The sequence below is a fragment of the Polynucleobacter sp. JS-Safj-400b-B2 genome (assembly GCF_018881975.1).
In the GTDB taxonomy this organism is placed as follows: Bacteria; Pseudomonadota; Gammaproteobacteria; order Burkholderiales; family Burkholderiaceae; genus Polynucleobacter.
This window is the reverse complement of record NZ_JACVPJ010000002.1, coordinates 312242-329901: the sequence shown is the minus strand read 5'-3', so window position 1 is coordinate 329901 and position 17660 is coordinate 312242. Positions and strand designations below refer to the sequence as shown.

General features: G+C 46.8%; 11 protein-coding genes, 6 tRNA genes, 3 rRNA genes and 1 pseudogene. 20 read left to right on the top strand and 1 reads right to left on the bottom strand.

All coding sequences use genetic code 11. The features are described from left to right. Window positions 1-84: 84 nt before the first annotated feature. The 3 genes from ICN48_RS03680 to ICN48_RS03670 are packed head-to-tail and all read left to right on the top strand — an operon-like array spanning window position 85 to window position 1743. Window positions 85-687, top strand: a complete 603-nt coding sequence (locus ICN48_RS03680) for a phosphoheptose isomerase (RefSeq protein WP_216152357.1) — start codon at window positions 85-87, stop codon at window positions 685-687. Window positions 688-720: 33 nt separating this feature from the next. Beyond that, the gene (locus ICN48_RS03675; RefSeq protein WP_216152356.1) at window positions 721-1371 is read left to right on the top strand and encodes a BON domain-containing protein; all 651 of its coding nucleotides are present in this window, start codon (window positions 721-723) and stop codon (window positions 1369-1371) included. A gap of 18 nt (window positions 1372-1389) precedes the next feature. Then, entirely contained in the window at window positions 1390-1743 is a 354-nt protein-coding gene (locus ICN48_RS03670; protein ID WP_216152355.1) for a c-type cytochrome, read from the top strand. Between the two features lie 21 nt (window positions 1744-1764). On the opposite strand, the gene ICN48_RS03665 is transcribed toward ICN48_RS03670, so the two are convergent. After that, a complete protein-coding gene (locus ICN48_RS03665) occupies window positions 1765-2421 on the bottom strand; it encodes a GNAT family N-acetyltransferase (RefSeq protein WP_216152354.1) in 657 nt (218 codons plus the stop codon). Between the two features lie 482 nt (window positions 2422-2903). Between ICN48_RS03665 and ICN48_RS03660 the strand changes: the two genes are divergently transcribed. The 17 genes and pseudogenes from ICN48_RS03660 (at window position 2904) to rpoB (ending at window position 17659) form a co-directional block, all read left to right on the top strand. Continuing rightward, window positions 2904-4436, top strand: a 16S ribosomal RNA gene (locus ICN48_RS03660). 58 nt (window positions 4437-4494) lie between these two features. Continuing rightward, a tRNA-Ile gene (locus ICN48_RS03655) sits at window positions 4495-4571 on the top strand. Between the two features lie 30 nt (window positions 4572-4601). Then, window positions 4602-4677 (top strand) — tRNA-Ala (locus tag ICN48_RS03650). A 268-nt stretch (window positions 4678-4945) separates the two neighbouring features. Further along, a 23S ribosomal RNA gene (locus ICN48_RS03645) occupies window positions 4946-7819 on the top strand. 106 nt (window positions 7820-7925) lie between these two features. Then, window positions 7926-8039, top strand: a 5S ribosomal RNA gene (gene rrf / locus ICN48_RS03640). Together the 16S, 23S and 5S rRNA genes with 5 tRNA genes alongside form the textbook arrangement of a ribosomal RNA operon. Window positions 8040-8144: 105 nt before the next feature. Further along, window positions 8145-8229 (top strand) — tRNA-Tyr (locus ICN48_RS03635). 5 nt (window positions 8230-8234) lie between these two features. Next, window positions 8235-8308 (top strand) — tRNA-Gly (locus tag ICN48_RS03630). Window positions 8309-8329: 21 nt separating this feature from the next. Further along, window positions 8330-8404, top strand: a tRNA-Thr gene (locus ICN48_RS03625). Window positions 8405-8468: 64 nt separating this feature from the next. Continuing rightward, window positions 8469-9659, top strand: coding sequence for an elongation factor Tu (tuf, locus tag ICN48_RS03620; RefSeq protein ID WP_216152347.1), 1191 nt, complete (start codon window positions 8469-8471; stop codon window positions 9657-9659). A 27-nt stretch (window positions 9660-9686) separates the two neighbouring features. Further along, a tRNA-Trp gene (locus ICN48_RS03615) sits at window positions 9687-9762 on the top strand. A gap of 20 nt (window positions 9763-9782) precedes the next feature. Further along, the gene (gene secE / locus ICN48_RS03610) at window positions 9783-10160 is read left to right on the top strand and encodes a preprotein translocase subunit SecE (protein WP_216152353.1); all 378 of its coding nucleotides are present in this window, start codon (window positions 9783-9785) and stop codon (window positions 10158-10160) included. Window positions 10161-10167: 7 nt separating this feature from the next. After that, on the top strand, window positions 10168-10740 hold the full coding sequence (gene nusG, locus ICN48_RS03605) for a transcription termination/antitermination protein NusG (protein ID WP_216152352.1): 573 nt from the start codon (window positions 10168-10170) through the stop codon (window positions 10738-10740). A gap of 166 nt (window positions 10741-10906) precedes the next feature. Then, entirely contained in the window at window positions 10907-11338 is a 432-nt protein-coding gene (gene rplK / locus ICN48_RS03600) for a 50S ribosomal protein L11 (RefSeq protein ID WP_068320088.1), read from the top strand. Between the two features lie 2 nt (window positions 11339-11340). Beyond that, on the top strand, window positions 11341-12042 hold the full coding sequence (rplA, locus tag ICN48_RS03595; protein WP_071464433.1) for a 50S ribosomal protein L1: 702 nt from the start codon (window positions 11341-11343) through the stop codon (window positions 12040-12042). Between the two features lie 236 nt (window positions 12043-12278). Then, window positions 12279-12797, top strand: a pseudogene (rplJ, locus tag ICN48_RS03590) (50S ribosomal protein L10); the annotation flags it as partial. A gap of 159 nt (window positions 12798-12956) precedes the next feature. Then, entirely contained in the window at window positions 12957-13331 is a 375-nt protein-coding gene (gene rplL, locus ICN48_RS03585) for a 50S ribosomal protein L7/L12 (protein WP_173941805.1), read from the top strand. Window positions 13332-13558: 227 nt separating this feature from the next. Then, window positions 13559-17659, top strand: a complete 4101-nt coding sequence (rpoB, locus tag ICN48_RS03580; RefSeq protein WP_216152350.1) for a DNA-directed RNA polymerase subunit beta — start codon at window positions 13559-13561, stop codon at window positions 17657-17659. The last annotated feature ends 1 nt before the right edge of the window (window position 17660 follow it).

Sequence of the window (17660 nt, the reverse complement as noted above, 5' to 3'; positions counted from 1 at the left end):
TAAACAATTAGCAAGAGGATACGTTGCTTTTGAGATATGCTGATTGCTACTGAAATTAGAGCATCTTTGGCGCATAATAATGCTATGGAAAAAGAGATTAATGAGCGTCTGCGTAAGCGCGCATCCCAGCATTTTTTGGACAGCATTGCTGTAAAGCAGGAGGCCGAAAAACTACTGCCAGAATCTGTTGCTAGGGGCGTACTGGCGATGGTGGATTGTTTGCGTGCTGGCGGCAAGGTAATGGCTTGCGGCAATGGCGGTTCTGCGGCTGATGCCCAGCACTTTGCGGCAGAGCTCGTTGGCCGCTTTGAGAGAGAGCGCCAAGAGCTGGCTGCGATTGCTCTGACAACAGATACTTCAATTTTGACGGCCATTGGAAATGACTACAGCTACGATGAGATTTTTAGTAAGCAAGTTCGAGGGCTGGGAAAAAAAGGCGACATTCTCATAGGAATTTCTACTTCTGGAAACTCAAAGAATGTCATCAAAGCAATTGAGGCTGCAAAGAAGATGGGAATCAAAATTATTGCGCTTACTGGCAATGGTGGCGGAAAAATTGCTCAGCTATTAGATCAAGACGATATTCATTTGTGCGCACCATCAACTCGCACTGCGCGCATTCAAGAAACGCACCTGGTTTTACTTCATGCCTTATGTGATGGTGTAGACCACGTTTTACTAGATTAAAAATTATTGTTACTTCAATATAGAAAAAGCCACATGAAAACCTCACTCATCAGAACATTGTTTCTCACAACTCTTGTTGCAACGCAGATCTCGGGTTGTGCGGTAGTTGCTGTTGGTGGCGTAGCAGCTAGCGCAACCATCATGGCAGATCGTCGAACCCCCGCAGTGCAAGCAATTGACAAGGGCATTGAGCTAGAGGCAGAGAATGCATTGGCAAAACGATTTGGTGATAACGCACACATTAATGTCACTGCATTTAACCAAAAAGTATTGCTTACTGGTGAAGTAAAAGATGATGACATTAAGAACGAGGCTGGCGCTTACGTAAAAGCAATGAAGAATGCACGCTCGGTCTTTAATGATTTGGTTATAGGGCCTAACAGCACCTACACATCACGCGCGAATGATTCCTATCTTGAGTCTAAGATCAAGTCACAAATGATTTTTACTGACCAGCTGCCATCAAACTCGATGGCTATTATTGCTGAAGGAAGCAGTGTTTACTTGATGGGTATCTTGACGCAAAGCGAAGCAGAGCTCGCCAAAAAAGTTGCAAGCAATACTAGTGGTGTAAAAGAAGTTTTCGTTTACTTTGACATCATTTCTCAAGAAGAAAAAATGCGTTTAGAAAAACAAGGTAAGGCCGATCAAACACAGCCTAGCAGCCCACCAAAATTCCAATAATTTTTATAGAGATTGGTGATGTTCAATAAGCGAGCAATCGTAAAAATAGTTTTTCTTTTTACGATGCTCGCTTTTTTAGTGCCGATTGCGCAAGCGACTGTTGAGGATGACAATGCATACGCTATTGCAAAGCAAAATGCCTGCTTAGGTTGTCATGCAATTAATAAAAAAATTGTTGGCCCAAGCTTTCAATCTGTAGCCGAAAAATATAAGAACACCCCAGGCGCACAAGCTTTTCTAAAAAATAAAATTGCCAAGGGCGGATCTGGTTCTTGGGGTGTAGTCCCTATGCCTGCCAATACAAAATTAAGTGACGCAGATTTATCAGCGCTAACTGGTTGGGTATTGCGTGGCGCACCCAGTAAGAACTAATGCAGGAATCGAATTAATTAATTAACGCGCAAGATCAGGTCTGCCTAAGAGCCACCACCATGCTTGGTTGGAGCGCTTGAGATTTTCTTTTAAGGCGTAATCGAGATCAGCCCAATGCACATTGGCAGCCTCTGCCACAATGGTCGCAGGACTCGCTGGCGGAAGCTTGAGACAGGCATCAGCATCACCATAAGCATATTCAACGGTCATCCCAGCCTTTTGTGCCAAATGCATCATCGCCTTGTTGTTGGCAAGGCAGTGCACATATAGAGTCTCTATGCGGGTATTGCGTGAATGCACTGCTGAGCGCTCCAAAAGAGCCGTGCCTAAGCCCTGAGAGCGGCCTTCAGGCAATACAGAGACCCCAAATTCAGCCGCACGTGCTTGACCCTTATGCTCTGGTAGATAGGCTAAATGTGCCATGCCAATAAGCTTAAGATTCAAATCAAACACACCAAAAACAACGTCTTTATTGAAATCAAGGTGTTCAACATAGTGACGAATAACCTCATGAGGGGTCTGTGTGCCAAAGCGCAAGCGCCTATCTTCATCATTTAGTTGCAATAAATGATTCAATATTTCTTGCCTATAACCGGCATGCAGCTCGCGCACGGGTACAGCCTGGCCAGCTGTATAAAGGCTCGAAGGCAAGTGGCTATTCGCTAATTTGTTGTTCATCAAACCATATTAGCAGTTATAGGTGAAAATTTCAGGGTTTTCCCTAGGTTTGTTGGAAAAAGGCTAAATAAACATGAAAAAACAGCATAATTTTTTGGCTGATTGAGGCAAAACACAAAAAAAATTGAAATTTTTTAAAAAAAGGTAATTTTTTTTCGAAAACTAAACCCTTGTTTTTATTGGGTTTATTTCCAAAGAAAGAAAAAACTTCACCTTTTTTAAGTAAAAGACTACGAAAGGTGTTGACGAACCTAAAAAAGTGGGATATAGTCTCACCTCTCTGCTGAATGTTTTACGAAATACGAAATAAGTCAGCCCTCTTTAAAAATTAGTCAACCGATAATTGTGGGTACTAAGTGAAAGCATCCAGTCCTTCGGGACAGATGTAAATAAATAGTACTCATAGACAGTAAAAAGATTTGGTTTTATTACCAAGTCAATTTCTTGAATGAGTGCGACGATCCGCAAGGATCACAGGAATTGAACTGAAGAGTTTGATCCTGGCTCAGATTGAACGCTGGCGGCATGCCTTACACATGCAAGTCGAACGGCAGCACGGGTGCTTGCACCTGGTGGCGAGTGGCGAACGGGTGAGTAATACATCGGAACGTACCTTATCGTGGGGGATAACGCAGCGAAAGCTGTGCTAATACCGCATACGCCCTGAGGGGGAAAGCGGGGGATCGAAAGACCTCGCGCGATTAGAGCGGCCGATGCCTGATTAGCTTGTTGGTGGGGTAAAAGCCCACCAAGGCGACGATCAGTAGCTGGTCTGAGAGGACGATCAGCCACACTGGGACTGAGACACGGCCCAGACTCCTACGGGAGGCAGCAGTGGGGAATTTTGGACAATGGGGGAAACCCTGATCCAGCAATGCCGCGTGAGTGAAGAAGGCCTTCGGGTTGTAAAGCTCTTTTGTCAGGGAAGAAACACCGGCTCTAACACAGTCCGGGAATGACGGTACCTGAAGAATAAGCACCGGCTAACTACGTGCCAGCAGCCGCGGTAATACGTAGGGTGCAAGCGTTAATCGGAATTACTGGGCGTAAAGCGTGCGCAGGCGGTTATACAAGACAGGCGTGAAATCCCCGGGCTTAACCTGGGAATGGCGCCTGTGACTGTATAGCTAGAGTGTGTCAGAGGGGGGTAGAATTCCACGTGTAGCAGTGAAATGCGTAGATATGTGGAGGAATACCAATGGCGAAGGCAGCCCCCTGGGATAACACTGACGCTCATGCACGAAAGCGTGGGGAGCAAACAGGATTAGATACCCTGGTAGTCCACGCCCTAAACGATGCTGACTAGTTGTTCGGGATTTACATCCTGAGTAACGTAGCTAACGCGTGAAGTCAGCCGCCTGGGGAGTACGGTCGCAAGATTAAAACTCAAAGGAATTGACGGGGACCCGCACAAGCGGTGGATGATGTGGATTAATTCGATGCAACGCGAAAAACCTTACCTACCCTTGACATGTCACTAACGAAGTAGAGATACATTAGGTGCTCGTAAGAGAAAGTGAACACAGGTGCTGCATGGCTGTCGTCAGCTCGTGTCGTGAGATGTTGGGTTAAGTCCCGCAACGAGCGCAACCCTTGTCTTTAGTTGCTACGCAAGAGCACTCTAAAGAGACTGCCGGTGACAAACCGGAGGAAGGTGGGGATGACGTCAAGTCCTCATGGCCCTTATGGGTAGGGCTTCACACGTCATACAATGGTGCATACAGAGGGTTGCCAACCCGCGAGGGGGAGCTAATCTCAGAAAATGCATCGTAGTCCGGATCGTAGTCTGCAACTCGACTACGTGAAGCTGGAATCGCTAGTAATCGCGGATCAGAATGTCGCGGTGAATACGTTCCCGGGTCTTGTACACACCGCCCGTCATACCATGGGAGTGGGTTTTGCCAGAAGCCGTTAGCCTAACCGCAAGGAGGGCGACTGCCACGGCAGGGTTCATGACTGGGGTAAAGTCGTAACAAGGTAGCCGTATCGGAAGGTGCGGCTGGATCACCTCCTTTCTAGAGAAAAGATGCTGAATCCTAGTGCCCACACTTATCGGTTGACAATAAAAGCCACGGGTCTGTAGCTCAGCTGGTTAGAGCACTGTGTTGATAACGCAGGGGTCGTAGGTTCAAGTCCTACCAGACCCACCACCAGCCAGAAACAAGACTTAGTGGGACGTTGGGGGATTAGCTCAGCTGGGAGAGCACCTGCTTTGCAAGCAGGGGGTCGTCGGTTCGATCCCGTCATCCTCCACCATCATCTAAATGTCAAAACTAAGCGATCCAACGATTGTTTAGTTTTGCCATTTATGGCTGTTCTTTAAAAATTTGAGTAAGCAAAGTGTCAAATGTTTCTTTGAGAGGACATTTGACAATGTAATAAGGGTAAAGATTGAATCATCAATCAGTAATACAAACGAGTTTTACCAAGTCCTTAACAAAGTACTTACAGTTTGGATTACGGCAAACATGTCAGAAGTAGAAGTAAAACCTATAACGGTTACTAGCAATGGTGCTCGTTATAGGATCAAGTGAATAAGTGCACATGATGGATGCCTTGGCGATTACAGGCGACGAAAGACGTTATAACCTGCGATAAGCCCCGGGGAGCTGGTAAATAAGCTTTGATCCGGGGATTTCTGAATGGGGAAACCCACCACTTTTGTGGTATCCATACCTGAATACATAGGGTATGAGAAGCGAACCTTGTGAACTGAAACATCTAAGTAGCAAGAGGAAAAGACATCAACCGAGATTCCCAGAGTAGTGGCGAGCGAAATGGGAACAGCCTTCTAGTGATATCTCAGTAATTAACAGAATGGAATGGAAAGTCCAACAATAAAGGGTGATAGTCCCGTATGTGAAAATTATTGAGTGGTACTAGGCTAGAGACAAGTAGGGCGGGACACGTGAAATCCTGTCTGAATATGGGGGGACCATCCTCCAAGGCTAAATACTCGTAATCGACCGATAGTGAACAAGTACCGTGAGGGAAAGGCGAAAAGAACCCCGGGAGGGGAGTGAAATAGATCCTGAAATTGTGTGCATACAAACAGTAGGAGCCTCGTAAGGGGTGACTGCGTACCTTTTGTATAATGGGTCAGCGACTTACATTCAGTAGCAAGCTTAACCGAATAGGGAAGGCGTAGCGAAAGCGAGTCCGAATAGGGCGCTAGTTGCTGGGTGTAGACCCGAAACCAGTTGATCTATCCATGGCCAGGTTGAAGGTGCGGTAACACGTACTGGAGGACCGAACCCACTAACGTTGAAAAGTTAGGGGATGAGCTGTGGATAGGGGTGAAAGGCTAAACAAAACTGGAAATAGCTGGTTCTCTCCGAAAACTATTTAGGTAGTGCCTCGTGTATCACTGTAGGGGGTAGAGCACTGTCATGGTAGTGGGGTCCATTGCGGATTACTGCGCCATAGCAAACTCCGAATACCTACAAGTGCAAGCACGGGAGACAGACATCGGGTGCTAACGTCCGGTGTCAAGAGGGAAACAACCCAGACCGCCAGCTAAGGTCCCTAATATATGCTAAGTGGGAAACGAAGTGGGAAGGCTAAAACAGTCAGGAGGTTGGCTTAGAAGCAGCCATCCTTTAAAGAAAGCGTAATAGCTCACTGATCGAGTCGTCCTGCGCGGAAGATGTAACGGGGCTAAGCATATAACCGAAGCTGCGGATCACAGCAATGTGATGGTAGGAGAGCGTTCTGTAAGCCTGTGAAGGTGTCTTGTAAAGGATGCTGGAGGTATCAGAAGTGCGAATGCTGACATGAGTAGCGATAAAGGGGGTGAAAAGCCCCCTCGCCGTAAGCCCAAGGTTTCCTGTTCAACGTTCATCGGAACAGGGTGAGTCGGCCCCTAAGGCGAGGCAGAGATGCGTAGCTGATGGGAACAAGGTTAATATTCCTTGACCATTGTTAGATGCGATGGGGGGACGGATCGCGGAAAGTTGTCCGGGTGTTGGAAGTCCCGGTTCTTGCGTTGGAGATGGCTATTAGGTAAATCCGGTAGCGTAATTCAAGGGCGTGAGACGAGCGAATTTATTCGCGAAGCAATTGGAAGTGGTTCCAAGAAAAGCCTCTAAGCTTCAGTCTAACAAGACCGTACCGCAAACCGACACAGGTGGGCGAGATGAGTATTCTAAGGCGCTTGAGAGAACTCAGGAGAAGGAACTCGGCAAATTTGTACCGTAACTTCGGAATAAGGTACGCCCTGGTAGTTTGACCCTGTACAAGGGGAGGACGAAAGGGTTGCAATAAAAAGGTGGCTGCGACTGTTTAATAAAAACACAGCACTCTGCAAACACGAAAGTGGACGTATAGGGTGTGACGCCTGCCCGGTGCTGGAAGATTAAATGATGGGGTGCAAGCTCTTGATTGAAGTCCCAGTAAACGGCGGCCGTAACTATAACGGTCCTAAGGTAGCGAAATTCCTTGTCGGGTAAGTTCCGACCTGCACGAATGGCGTAACGATGGCCACACTGTCTCCTCCTGAGACTCAGCGAAGTTGAAATGTTTGTGATGATGCAATCTACCCGTGGCTAGACGGAAAGACCCCATGAACCTTTACTGTAGCTTTGCATTGGACTTTGAATCGGTCTGTGTAGGATAGGTGGGAGGCGTTGATAACAGGATGCTAGTTCTGTTGGAGCCAACCTTGAAATACCACCCTGATTTATTTGAGGTTCTAACCTTGGCCCGTTATCCGGGTCGGGAACAGTGCATGGTAGGCAGTTTGACTGGGGCGGTCTCCTCCCAAAGTGTAACGGAGGAGTACGAAGGTACGCTTGGTACGGTCGGACATCGTACCTAAAGTGCAATGGCAAAAGCGTGCTTAACTGCGAGACCGACAAGTCGAGCAGGTGCGAAAGCAGGTCATAGTGATCCGGTGGTTCTGTATGGAAGGGCCATCGCTCAACGGATAAAAGGTACTCTGGGGATAACAGGCTGATACCGCCCAAGAGTTCATATCGACGGCGGTGTTTGGCACCTCGATGTCGGCTCATCTCATCCTGGGGCTGTAGCCGGTCCCAAGGGTATGGCTGTTCGCCATTTAAAGAGGTACGTGAGCTGGGTTTAAAACGTCGTGAGACAGTTTGGTCCCTATCTGCCATGGGCGTTGGAGATTTGACGGGGGCTGCTCCTAGTACGAGAGGACCGGAGTGGACATTCCGCTGGTGTACCTGTTGTTTCGCCAGAAGCATCGCAGGGTAGCTATGAATGGAAGAGATAACCGCTGAAAGCATCTAAGCGGGAAACTTGCCTGAAGATGAGATCTCCCGTAGGTTTAACCTACATAAAGGGTCGTTGAAGACCACAACGTTGATAGGTCGGGTGTGGAAGTGCAGTAATGCATTAAGCTAACCGATACTAATTGCCCGTTAGGCTTGATCCTATAACCAGCACTATTGTGTTGGATGTTTGCCAGATTTAATCTGCATCCTTATTACATGCTTACTCAAATAGAGTTGTTGATTTAATCAGCAACTCGACCCTCTACGCCCGGTGACCATAGCAAGTTGGAACCACTCCTTCCCATCCCGAACAGGACAGTGAAACGACTTTACGCCGATGATAGTGCGGATTACCCGTGTGAAAGTAGGTAACTGCCGGGCACCAATGCGACGCCCAGACCCTCTTAGGTCTGGGCGTTTTTACTTGTGCAAAGCGTTTAGAGATATTGACAGAAACTCCATTTGGAGTCAGAATATTGGGTTCGCGGAGGGGTGTCCGAGCGGCTAAAGGAGGCAGACTGTAAATCTGTTGGCTATGCCTACGTAGGTTCGAATCCTACCCCCTCCACCAGATGTGCGGGATTAGTTTAATGGTAAAACAGCAGATTTCCAATCTTCGGTCAAGAGTTCGATTCTCTTATCCCGCTCCAGAATTTGTTGCATTAGATTTGGCCCATGTGGCTCAGTGGTAGAGCACTCCCTTGGTAAGGGAGAGGTCGGCAGTTCGATCCTGCCCATGGGCACCATGTTTGATTTTATTAATTGTGTATTTCGTGTTTGGTTTAAGAGTTAACTAAAGGCAGATTAAAAATGGCAAAAGAAAAATTCGAGCGGACAAAACCGCACGTAAACGTAGGCACCATCGGTCACGTTGACCACGGTAAAACCACATTGACAGCAGCAATTGCAACCGTGCTTTCTAAAGCATTCGGTGGCGAAGCTAAAGCATACGATCAGATCGATGCTGCTCCAGAAGAAAAAGCACGCGGTATTACGATTAATACAGCACACGTTGAGTACGAGACAGCAAACCGTCACTATGCACACGTTGATTGCCCAGGACATGCTGACTACGTTAAGAACATGATTACTGGTGCTGCTCAGATGGACGGCGCAATTTTAGTTTGCTCTGCTGCTGACGGCCCAATGCCACAAACTCGTGAACACATCCTCTTGGCACGCCAAGTGGGTGTTCCTTACATCATCGTGTTCCTGAACAAGTGCGACATGGTTGATGACGAAGAGTTGTTAGAGCTCGTAGAAATGGAAGTTCGTGAGCTTTTATCTAAATACAAATTCCCTGGTGATGACACACCAATCGTTCGTGGTTCTGCTAAGTTAGCCCTTGAAGGCGACGAAGGCCCATTGGGTAAAGAAGCCATCATGAAATTGGCTGAAGCATTAGATACCTTTATTCCTACTCCAGAACGTGCTGTTGATGGCGCCTTCTTGATGCCAGTAGAAGACGTGTTCTCTATCTCTGGTCGCGGTACTGTAGTTACAGGCCGTATCGAGCGCGGTATCGTTAAAGTTGGTGAAGAGATCGAAATCATTGGTATCAAGCCAACACTCAAGACAACTTGTACTGGTGTTGAAATGTTCCGCAAATTGCTCGACCAAGGTCAAGCAGGCGATAACGTTGGTATCTTGTTACGTGGTACAAAACGTGAAGAAGTTGAGCGCGGCCAAGTATTGGCTAAGCCAGGTTCAATCACCCCACATACTCACTTTACAGCCGAGGTTTACATCTTGGGTAAAGACGAAGGTGGTCGTCATACTCCATTCTTTAACAACTATCGTCCACAGTTTTACTTCCGTACAACGGACGTAACTGGTTCAATCGAGTTGCCAAAAGACAAAGAAATGGTGATGCCTGGTGATAACGTTTCGATTACCGTAAAGCTCATCGCTCCAATCGCGATGGAAGAAGGTTTACGTTTTGCGATCCGTGAAGGTGGCCGTACTGTTGGCGCCGGTGTGGTTGCAAAGATTTTGGCTTAAGTAGTCATTTGTAATGAGTTTTTATAAAGGGGTGTAGCTCAATTGGCAGAGCGTTGGTCTCCAAAACCAAAGGTTGGGGGTTCGATGCCCTCCGCCCCTGCCACGATTTGAACTGAAAGCAAAATGTCTCATCAAACAGCAAGTCATTCTGAAGAAAAAAGCAGCTGGGTCACTGTACTCGCTGCTTTAATCGTCGTTGCAGCGTTAGTTTTGTACTACACGCTCGCTGATCAATCTATATTGATTCGTCTTGCTGTTTTATTTGGCGGCATCGCAGCTGCAGTTTTGATTGTGGCAATTTCTCCTGATGGGCGTCGTTTCATCGCCTACGCAAAAGATTCTTGGTATGAAGTAAAAAAGGTTGTTTGGCCAACTCGTAAAGAGACCACCCAAATGACTCTAGTCGTATTTGGCTTTGTTCTGATCATGTTCTTGTTTTTGTGGATTGCAGACAAATTGATTGAATGGCTAGTTTTTTCAGTCTTTTTGGGCTGGAAGTGAGTAAAAAATGATTGATTCTGAAGTAGCTACTAATCCACAGGCTACCGGCAATATGCGCTGGTACGTCATTCATGCTTATTCTGGAATGGAAAAGAGCGTGAAAAAAGGCCTTGAAGAGCGTATTGCACGCTCTGGTATGCCTGAGAAATTCGGCCGTATTTTGGTCCCTTCCGAAGAGGTTGTGGAGATCAAGTCCGGCACTAAGTCAGTTTCTGAGCGTCGTTTCTTCCCAGGATATGTCCTGATTGAGATGGAAATGACGGATGAAAGCTGGCATTTAGTAAAAAACACTCCAAAAGTGACTGGCTTTGTAGGTGGGGTTCGTAACCGCCCAAGCCCGATTTCCACTGCGGAAGTAGCAAAAATCATGGATCAAATGCAGGCTGGGGTGGATAAACCTAAGCCTAAGACCCTATTTGAAGTTGGCGAGATCGTGCGAGTTAAAGAAGGACCATTTGTTGATTTCAACGGAAATATCGAAGAAGTCAATTATGAGAAGTCAAGATTGCGCGTTTCTGTTACAATTTTTGGCCGCGGTACCCCAGTTGAGCTGGAGTTCGGCCAGGTAGAGAAGATGTAAAAACAAGGACTTAGTCCTTTTTTGCGGTAGCAGTAAAAGTTGTTTTAGATGGTTATTTAGATTTAGTAATTAACCGAGGAGCGGAGCTAGAAAGCCAAAAACTAGCGAAGCGTTTACTCAACAGCGGTCTTTCCTTATGAGGTTAGGCGCGCTTTAAGGAGCACACATGGCAAAGAAGATTATTGGCTTTATCAAGCTGCAGATCCCTGCAGGTAAAGCAAATCCATCACCACCCGTAGGTCCAGCATTGGGTCAACGCGGTCTTAACATTATGGAATTCTGTAAGGCGTTCAATGCTCAAACTCAGAGCATGGAACCAGGTCTTCCAATTCCAGTCGTGATTACAGCGTTTGCTGATAAGAGCTTCACATTCATCATGAAGACTCCTCCAGCGACCATCATGATCAAGAAGGCTGCGAAGATTGAAAAAGGATCACCACGTCCTCATACCGATAAAGTGGGTTCAATTACTCGTGCTCAAGCGGAAGAAATCGCTAAAGCAAAGATGCCAGATTTGACAGCAGCCGATATGGACGCAGCTGTTAGAACAATCGCTGGTAGCGCCCGTTCCATGGGCATCACTGTGGAAGGTCTCTAATCATGACTAAATTATCTAAACGCGTTAAAGCAATTCAATCTAAAGTTGATCGCAACAAGTTCTACTCATTAGATGACGCATTGAACCTCGTTAAAGAGTGTGCAACTGCTAAGTTTGATGAGTCAATCGACGTTGCGGTTCAGTTAGGTATTGATGCTAAGAAATCTGACCAAGTTGTGCGTGGCGCAGTAGTGCTCCCAGCTGGTACAGGTAAGCATGTTCGTGTAGCTGTTTTTGCTCAAGGCGAGAAGGCTGAGCAAGCTAAAGCCGCTGGTGCAGAAATCGTTGGCATGGAAGAACTTGCTGAGCAAATTAAAGGCGGCAAAATTGATTTCGATATTTTGATCGCATCCCCAGACACAATGAAAATTGTTGGTACTTTAGGTCAAGTATTAGGCCCACGTGGTTTGATGCCAAATCCAAAAGTTGGAACAGTTACTCCTGACGTTGCTACTGCAGTTAAAAATGCAAAAGCTGGTCAAGTTCAGTTCCGTGTGGACAAAGCCGGCATCGTGCACGCAAGCATTGGCCGTCGTTCATTTGAGCCAACTGCATTGAAGTCAAACTTGCTCGCATTGCTTGAGGCGTTGAATAAAGCAAAGCCACCTGCATCTAAGGGTATTTATTTAAAGAAGGTTGCCGTAAGCAGCACCATGGGTGCCGGCGTACGCGTAGACCAAGCATCGTTACAGGCGGCAGCTTAATTAGCTTGTAACAAAAAAGAACTTTGGGTCGACTCCCGCTCTTTGGGTGAGAGTCGAACATCAAAGACCGTTGGTGAATTAGTTGCTTGTAAAGAGTTAATTCTTAATCGTTACGAAAGTAATAGCCAGCGCAGATGGCGACCCTGAAAAGATTTTCACAAGAACTTTGTGAACAAATGATCAGACGCTGGTGTGTAACCCCAACTGGAAACAGTTGGTTTTTTAGGAGTTAAACCGTGCCTTTGAATGTACAAGACAAAAAAGCGATTGTTGCTGATGTCGGCGCTCAATTGGCTGGAGCTCAAACAGTCGTGCTTGCTGAATACCGCGGTATTCCAGTAGAGCAGTTGACAAAGCTACGTGCTAGCGCACGTGACCAAGGTGTATATCTTCGCGTTTTGAAGAACACATTGGCACGCCGTGCTGCACAAGGCACACAGTTTGAGCCTCTTGCTGATTCGATGGTTGGCCCCTTGATCTATGGCATCTCTGCTGATCCGATTGCTTCGGCAAAAGTATTGCAGAACTTTGCTAAGACTCAAGACAAGCTAGTCATTACTGCTGGCTTATATAACGGCAAGTTGTTGGACGTAGCGGGTGTTAAATCCCTCGCGTCTATTCCAAGCCGCGACGAGTTGTTATCTCAGTTGTTGGGTGTGATGTTGGCCCCAGTTTCTGCAATGGCTCGCGTATTGGGCGCAGTAGCAGCACAAAAGGCAGAAGGAGCACCTGCTCCTGTTGCAGCACCGATAGCAGAGGTAGTAGCAGCCCCAGCAGAAGTAGTTGCTGAAGCCGCCGCTCCAGAAGCAAGTGCTGAGCCTGCAGCCGCAGCCCCAGAAGCTGGAACAGAAACACCGCAAACCCCTGCCGCTGAATAAGCGACAGATTAACTATTTAAGTATTAGGAGCTAAAAATGGCGATTACTAAAGAAGAAATCATTGATGCAGTAGGTAGCATGTCCGTTATGGATTTGAACGACTTGGTTAAGGCGTTCGAAGAGAAGTTTGGCGTTTCAGCTGCAGCGATGGCTGTTGCTGGTCCTGCTGGTGCAGCTGGCGGCGCTGCTGCTGAAGAGCAAACAGAATTCACTGTTAACTTGCTCGAAGCTGGCGCAAACAAGGTTTCAGTAATTAAGGCAGTTCGCGAAATTACTGGTCTTGGCTTGAAAGAAGCTAAGGACTTGGTTGACGGTGCACCGAAGCCAATCAAAGAAGCTGTTGATAAGAAGACAGCTGAAGAAGCTAAGAAGAAGCTTGACGAAGCAGGCGCTAAGTCAGAAATCAAGTAACACAAACTTTTCTAACGCCTCCCAAAAGGAGTCGTTAGTTACGTTGGGTTTGATCTTTAGAGGTCAAACCCGATTTCATTTCTGATTGAAATCGGGTTTGCCTTCTGATACGACTGCAGAATGCAAGTTTGGTCGGACACTGAATCTATACGATTGAGTGTTGTCCGCCAGTGATTGGTAGTGGCCAATCGCCAAATCTTTGTACAGTCGCTGAATTCGGAGATGAAATGAACTATAGCTTCACCGAACGCAAGCGAGTCCGTAAAAGCTTTGCTAAGCGAGTAAATAACCACCAGGTTCCGTACCTGATCGCAACGCAGCTGGAATCCTACGCTAAATTTTTACAGGCTGAAAAGCCAGCAATGTCTCGTCTTACTGAGGGACTTCAAGCTGCCTTTACATCAGCATTCCCAATTGTGTCTAACAACGGCTATGCACGTATGGAATACGTGTCTTACCAGTTATCACAGCCACCATTTGACGTTAAAGAATGTCAACAGCGTGGTTACACATACCACTCTGCCTTGCGTGCAAAAGTTCGCTTGATTATTTATGATCGCGAAGCGCCTACTAAGGTTAAAGAGGTAAAAGAGAGCGAAGTCTACATGGGTGAAATTCCACTCATGACAGAAAATGGCTCTTTTGTGATCAATGGTACTGAGCGCGTGATCGTTTCTCAGTTGCACCGTTCCCCAGGCGTGTTCTTCGAGCACGATAAGGGTAAAACACATAGCTCAGGTAAGTTGCTGTTCTCAGCACGCATCATTCCTTACCGTGGTTCATGGCTCGATTTCGAGTTTGATCCGAAAGACATTCTCTATTTCCGCGTTGACCGTCGTCGTAAGATGCCTGTCACCATTTTGCTCAAAGCAATTGGTTTAAACAACGAACAGATTCTTGCTAACTTCTTTAACTTTGACCATTTCTCATTAACTGCTAACGGCGGTTCAATGGAATTTGTGCCAGAGCGTTTGCGTGGTCAGTTGGCTAGCTTTGATGTGCTCGACAAGAATGGCGTTGTTGTCATTCAAAAAGACAAGCGTATCAATGCAAAGCATATTCGTGAACTCGAAGCTGCTAAAACTAAAACAATCGCTGTACCAGACGACTATTTAATTGGTCGTGTAGTGGCACGCAATATTGTTGATCCAGATTCTGGTGAAATCTTGGCCTACGCTAATGATGAAATCACTGAAGAGGTATTGGCTACATTGCGCGATGCAGGCATCAAGCAATTAGAAACTATCTACACCAATGATTTGGATTCTGGTGCATACATTTCTCAGACATTGCGTACTGATGAAACTGCGGACCAAATGGCTGCTCGTATTGCCATCTACCGCATGATGCGTCCTGGTGAGCCTCCAACAGAAGATGCTGTTGAAGCCTTGTTCCAGCGCTTGTTCTACAACGAAGATACTTACGATTTGTCACGCGTTGGCCGTATGAAGGTCAACAGCCGTTTGAACCGTCCAGAAATGGAAGGCCCAATGGTTCTGTCAAACGAAGATATTCTCGACACTATTAAGTCCCTCGTAGATTTGCGTAACGGCAAAGGCGAAGTAGACGATATCGATCACTTGGGTAATCGTCGTGTACGTTGCGTTGGCGAATTGGCTGAAAACCAATTCCGTGCTGGTTTGTCACGTGTTGAGCGTGCGGTTAAAGAACGTCTCGGCCAAGCCGAAACAGAAAACCTCATGCCTCATGACTTGATTAACAGCAAGCCAATCTCTTCTGCTATTCGTGAGTTCTTCGGTTCTTCACAGTTGTCCCAGTTTATGGACCAAACCAACCCACTTTCAGAGATCACGCACAAGCGTCGTATTTCTGCATTGGGACCTGGTGGCTTGACCCGCGAGCGCGCAGGCTTTGAAGTGCGCGACGTGCATCCAACCCACTACGGACGTGTTTGCCCAATTGAAACTCCAGAAGGACCAAACATTGGTTTGATCAACTCACTCGCGTTATTTGCGCGTTTGAATGAGCACGGTTTCTTAGAAACCCCATACCGTAAAGTTTCCAATAGCAAGGTAAGCGATGAAGTGGTTTACCTCTCAGCAATTGAAGAAGCAAAGTATGTGATTGCTCAAGCAAACGCAACAATCGACAAGAGCGGTAAGTTGGCCGACGAATTGGTTTCTGCTCGTCAAGCTGGTGAGACCATGATGGTTAGCCCAGAGCGCATCGATTTCATTGACGTTGCTCCTAGCCAGATCGTTTCTGCTGCTGCTTCACTCGTTCCATTCTTAGAGCACGATGATGCAAACCGTGCTTTGATGGGTGCAAATATGCAGCGTCAAGCAGTTCCTTGCTTGCGTCCGGATAAGCCATTGGTTGGTACAGGTTTAGAGCGTATTGTTGCGGTTGACTCCGGCACAGTTATTTTGGCGTCTCGCGGCGGTATCGTTGATTATGTCGATGCTAACCGTGTTGTGATTCGTGTAAACGATGATGAGACAGCTGCCGGTGAAGTTGGTGTGGATATTTATAACCTCATCAAGTACACCCGTTCAAACCAAAATACCAACATCAACCAACGTCCAATCGTTCAGGCTGGTGATCGCGTAGCGCGTGGTGACGTTGTTGCTGACGGCGCATCTACCGATTTGGGTGAATTGGCTTTGGGTCAAAACATGACTGTGGCATTTATGCCATGGAACGGTTACAACTTCGAAGATTCAATCTTGATCTCTGAAAAAGTTGTTGCTGATGACCGCTACACCTCCATTCATATTGAAGAGTTGTCAGTAGTTGCACGTGATACCAAACTTGGTTCAGAAGAAATTACTCGCGACATCTCTAATTTGGCAGAGTCACAACTCTCCCGTTTGGATGAGAGCGGTATTGTTTACATCGGTGCTGAAGTTGAAGCTGGCGACGTATTGGTTGGTAAGGTAACTCCAAAGGGCGAGACTACTCTCACTCCTGAAGAGAAGTTACTACGTGCGATCTTCGGTGAAAAAGCATCTGACGTTAAAGATACTTCTTTGCGTGTTCCATCTGGAATGATCGGTACTGTTATTGATGTTCAGGTCTTCACTCGTGAAGGTATTGAGCGTGATGCACGTGCACAGGCGATTATTCAAGAAGAATTACAACGCTATCGTTTGGACTTGAGCGACCAGTTGCGTATTGTTGAGGGCGATGCCTTCATGCGTTTAGAAAAACTGTTGATTGGCAAAGTTGCCAATGGCGGTCCTCAGAAATTAGCTAAAGGCACTAAGATTGACAAGGAATACCTTGCCAGCTTAGATAAATACCATTGGTTTGACGTTCGTCCAGCAGATGATGAGGTTGCCTCACAAGTTGAAGCAATTAAATCTTCTATCGAAGCGAAGCGTAAGCAATTTGATGAGGCTTTTGAAGAGAAGCGCACCAAGCTTACCCAGGGCGATGATTTACAGCCTGGCGTAACAAAGATGGTTAAGGTGTACTTGGCCGTTAAGCGTCGTTTACAGCCTGGTGACAAGATGGCCGGTCGTCACGGTAACAAAGGTGTGGTTTCTAAAATCGCCCCTGCGGAAGATATGCCATTTATGGCTGACGGACGCCCTGTTGACATCGTCTTGAACCCATTGGGTGTTCCTTCCCGTATGAACGTAGGGCAGATCTTGGAAACCCATTTAGGTTGGGCGGCTCAAGGTATTGGTAAGCGTATTGATGAGATGGTTCGTCAACAAGCTAAGCAAGCTGAACTTCGTAAGTTCATGAAGCAGCTTTACAACGAAACCGGTCGCATTGAAGACATTGACAACTTTACTGATGAGCAGATCACAGTTTTGGCTGAGAATTTACGCCAAGGCTTGCCATTCGCTACTCCAGTGTTTGACGGTGCTACTGAAGCTGAAATCGGACGCATGCTCGAGTTGGCGTATCCAGAAGATGTTGCTAAATCTTTGAAGATGACCCCTTCACGTCAGCAAATGATTTTGTGCGACGGCCGTACTGGCGATCAATTTGAGCGTCCAGTAACAGTTGGTGTAATGCACGTCTTGAAACTCCACCATTTGGTCGATGACAAGATGCACGCACGCTCAACCGGACCTTACTCTTTAGTAACGCAACAGCCATTGGGCGGTAAAGCTCAGTTTGGTGGTCAGCGCTTTGGTGAGATGGAAGTCTGGGCCCTCGAAGCATACGGTGCTTCATATGTCTTGCAGGAAATGCTGACAGTGAAGTCCGATGACGTCGCAGGCCGTACCAAGGTTTACGAAAACATCGTCAAGGGCGAGCACACGATTGATGCTGGCATGCCCGAATCCTTCAACGTGCTGGTAAAAGAAATCCGTTCGTTGGGTATTGACATTGACATGGAGCGCAACTGAT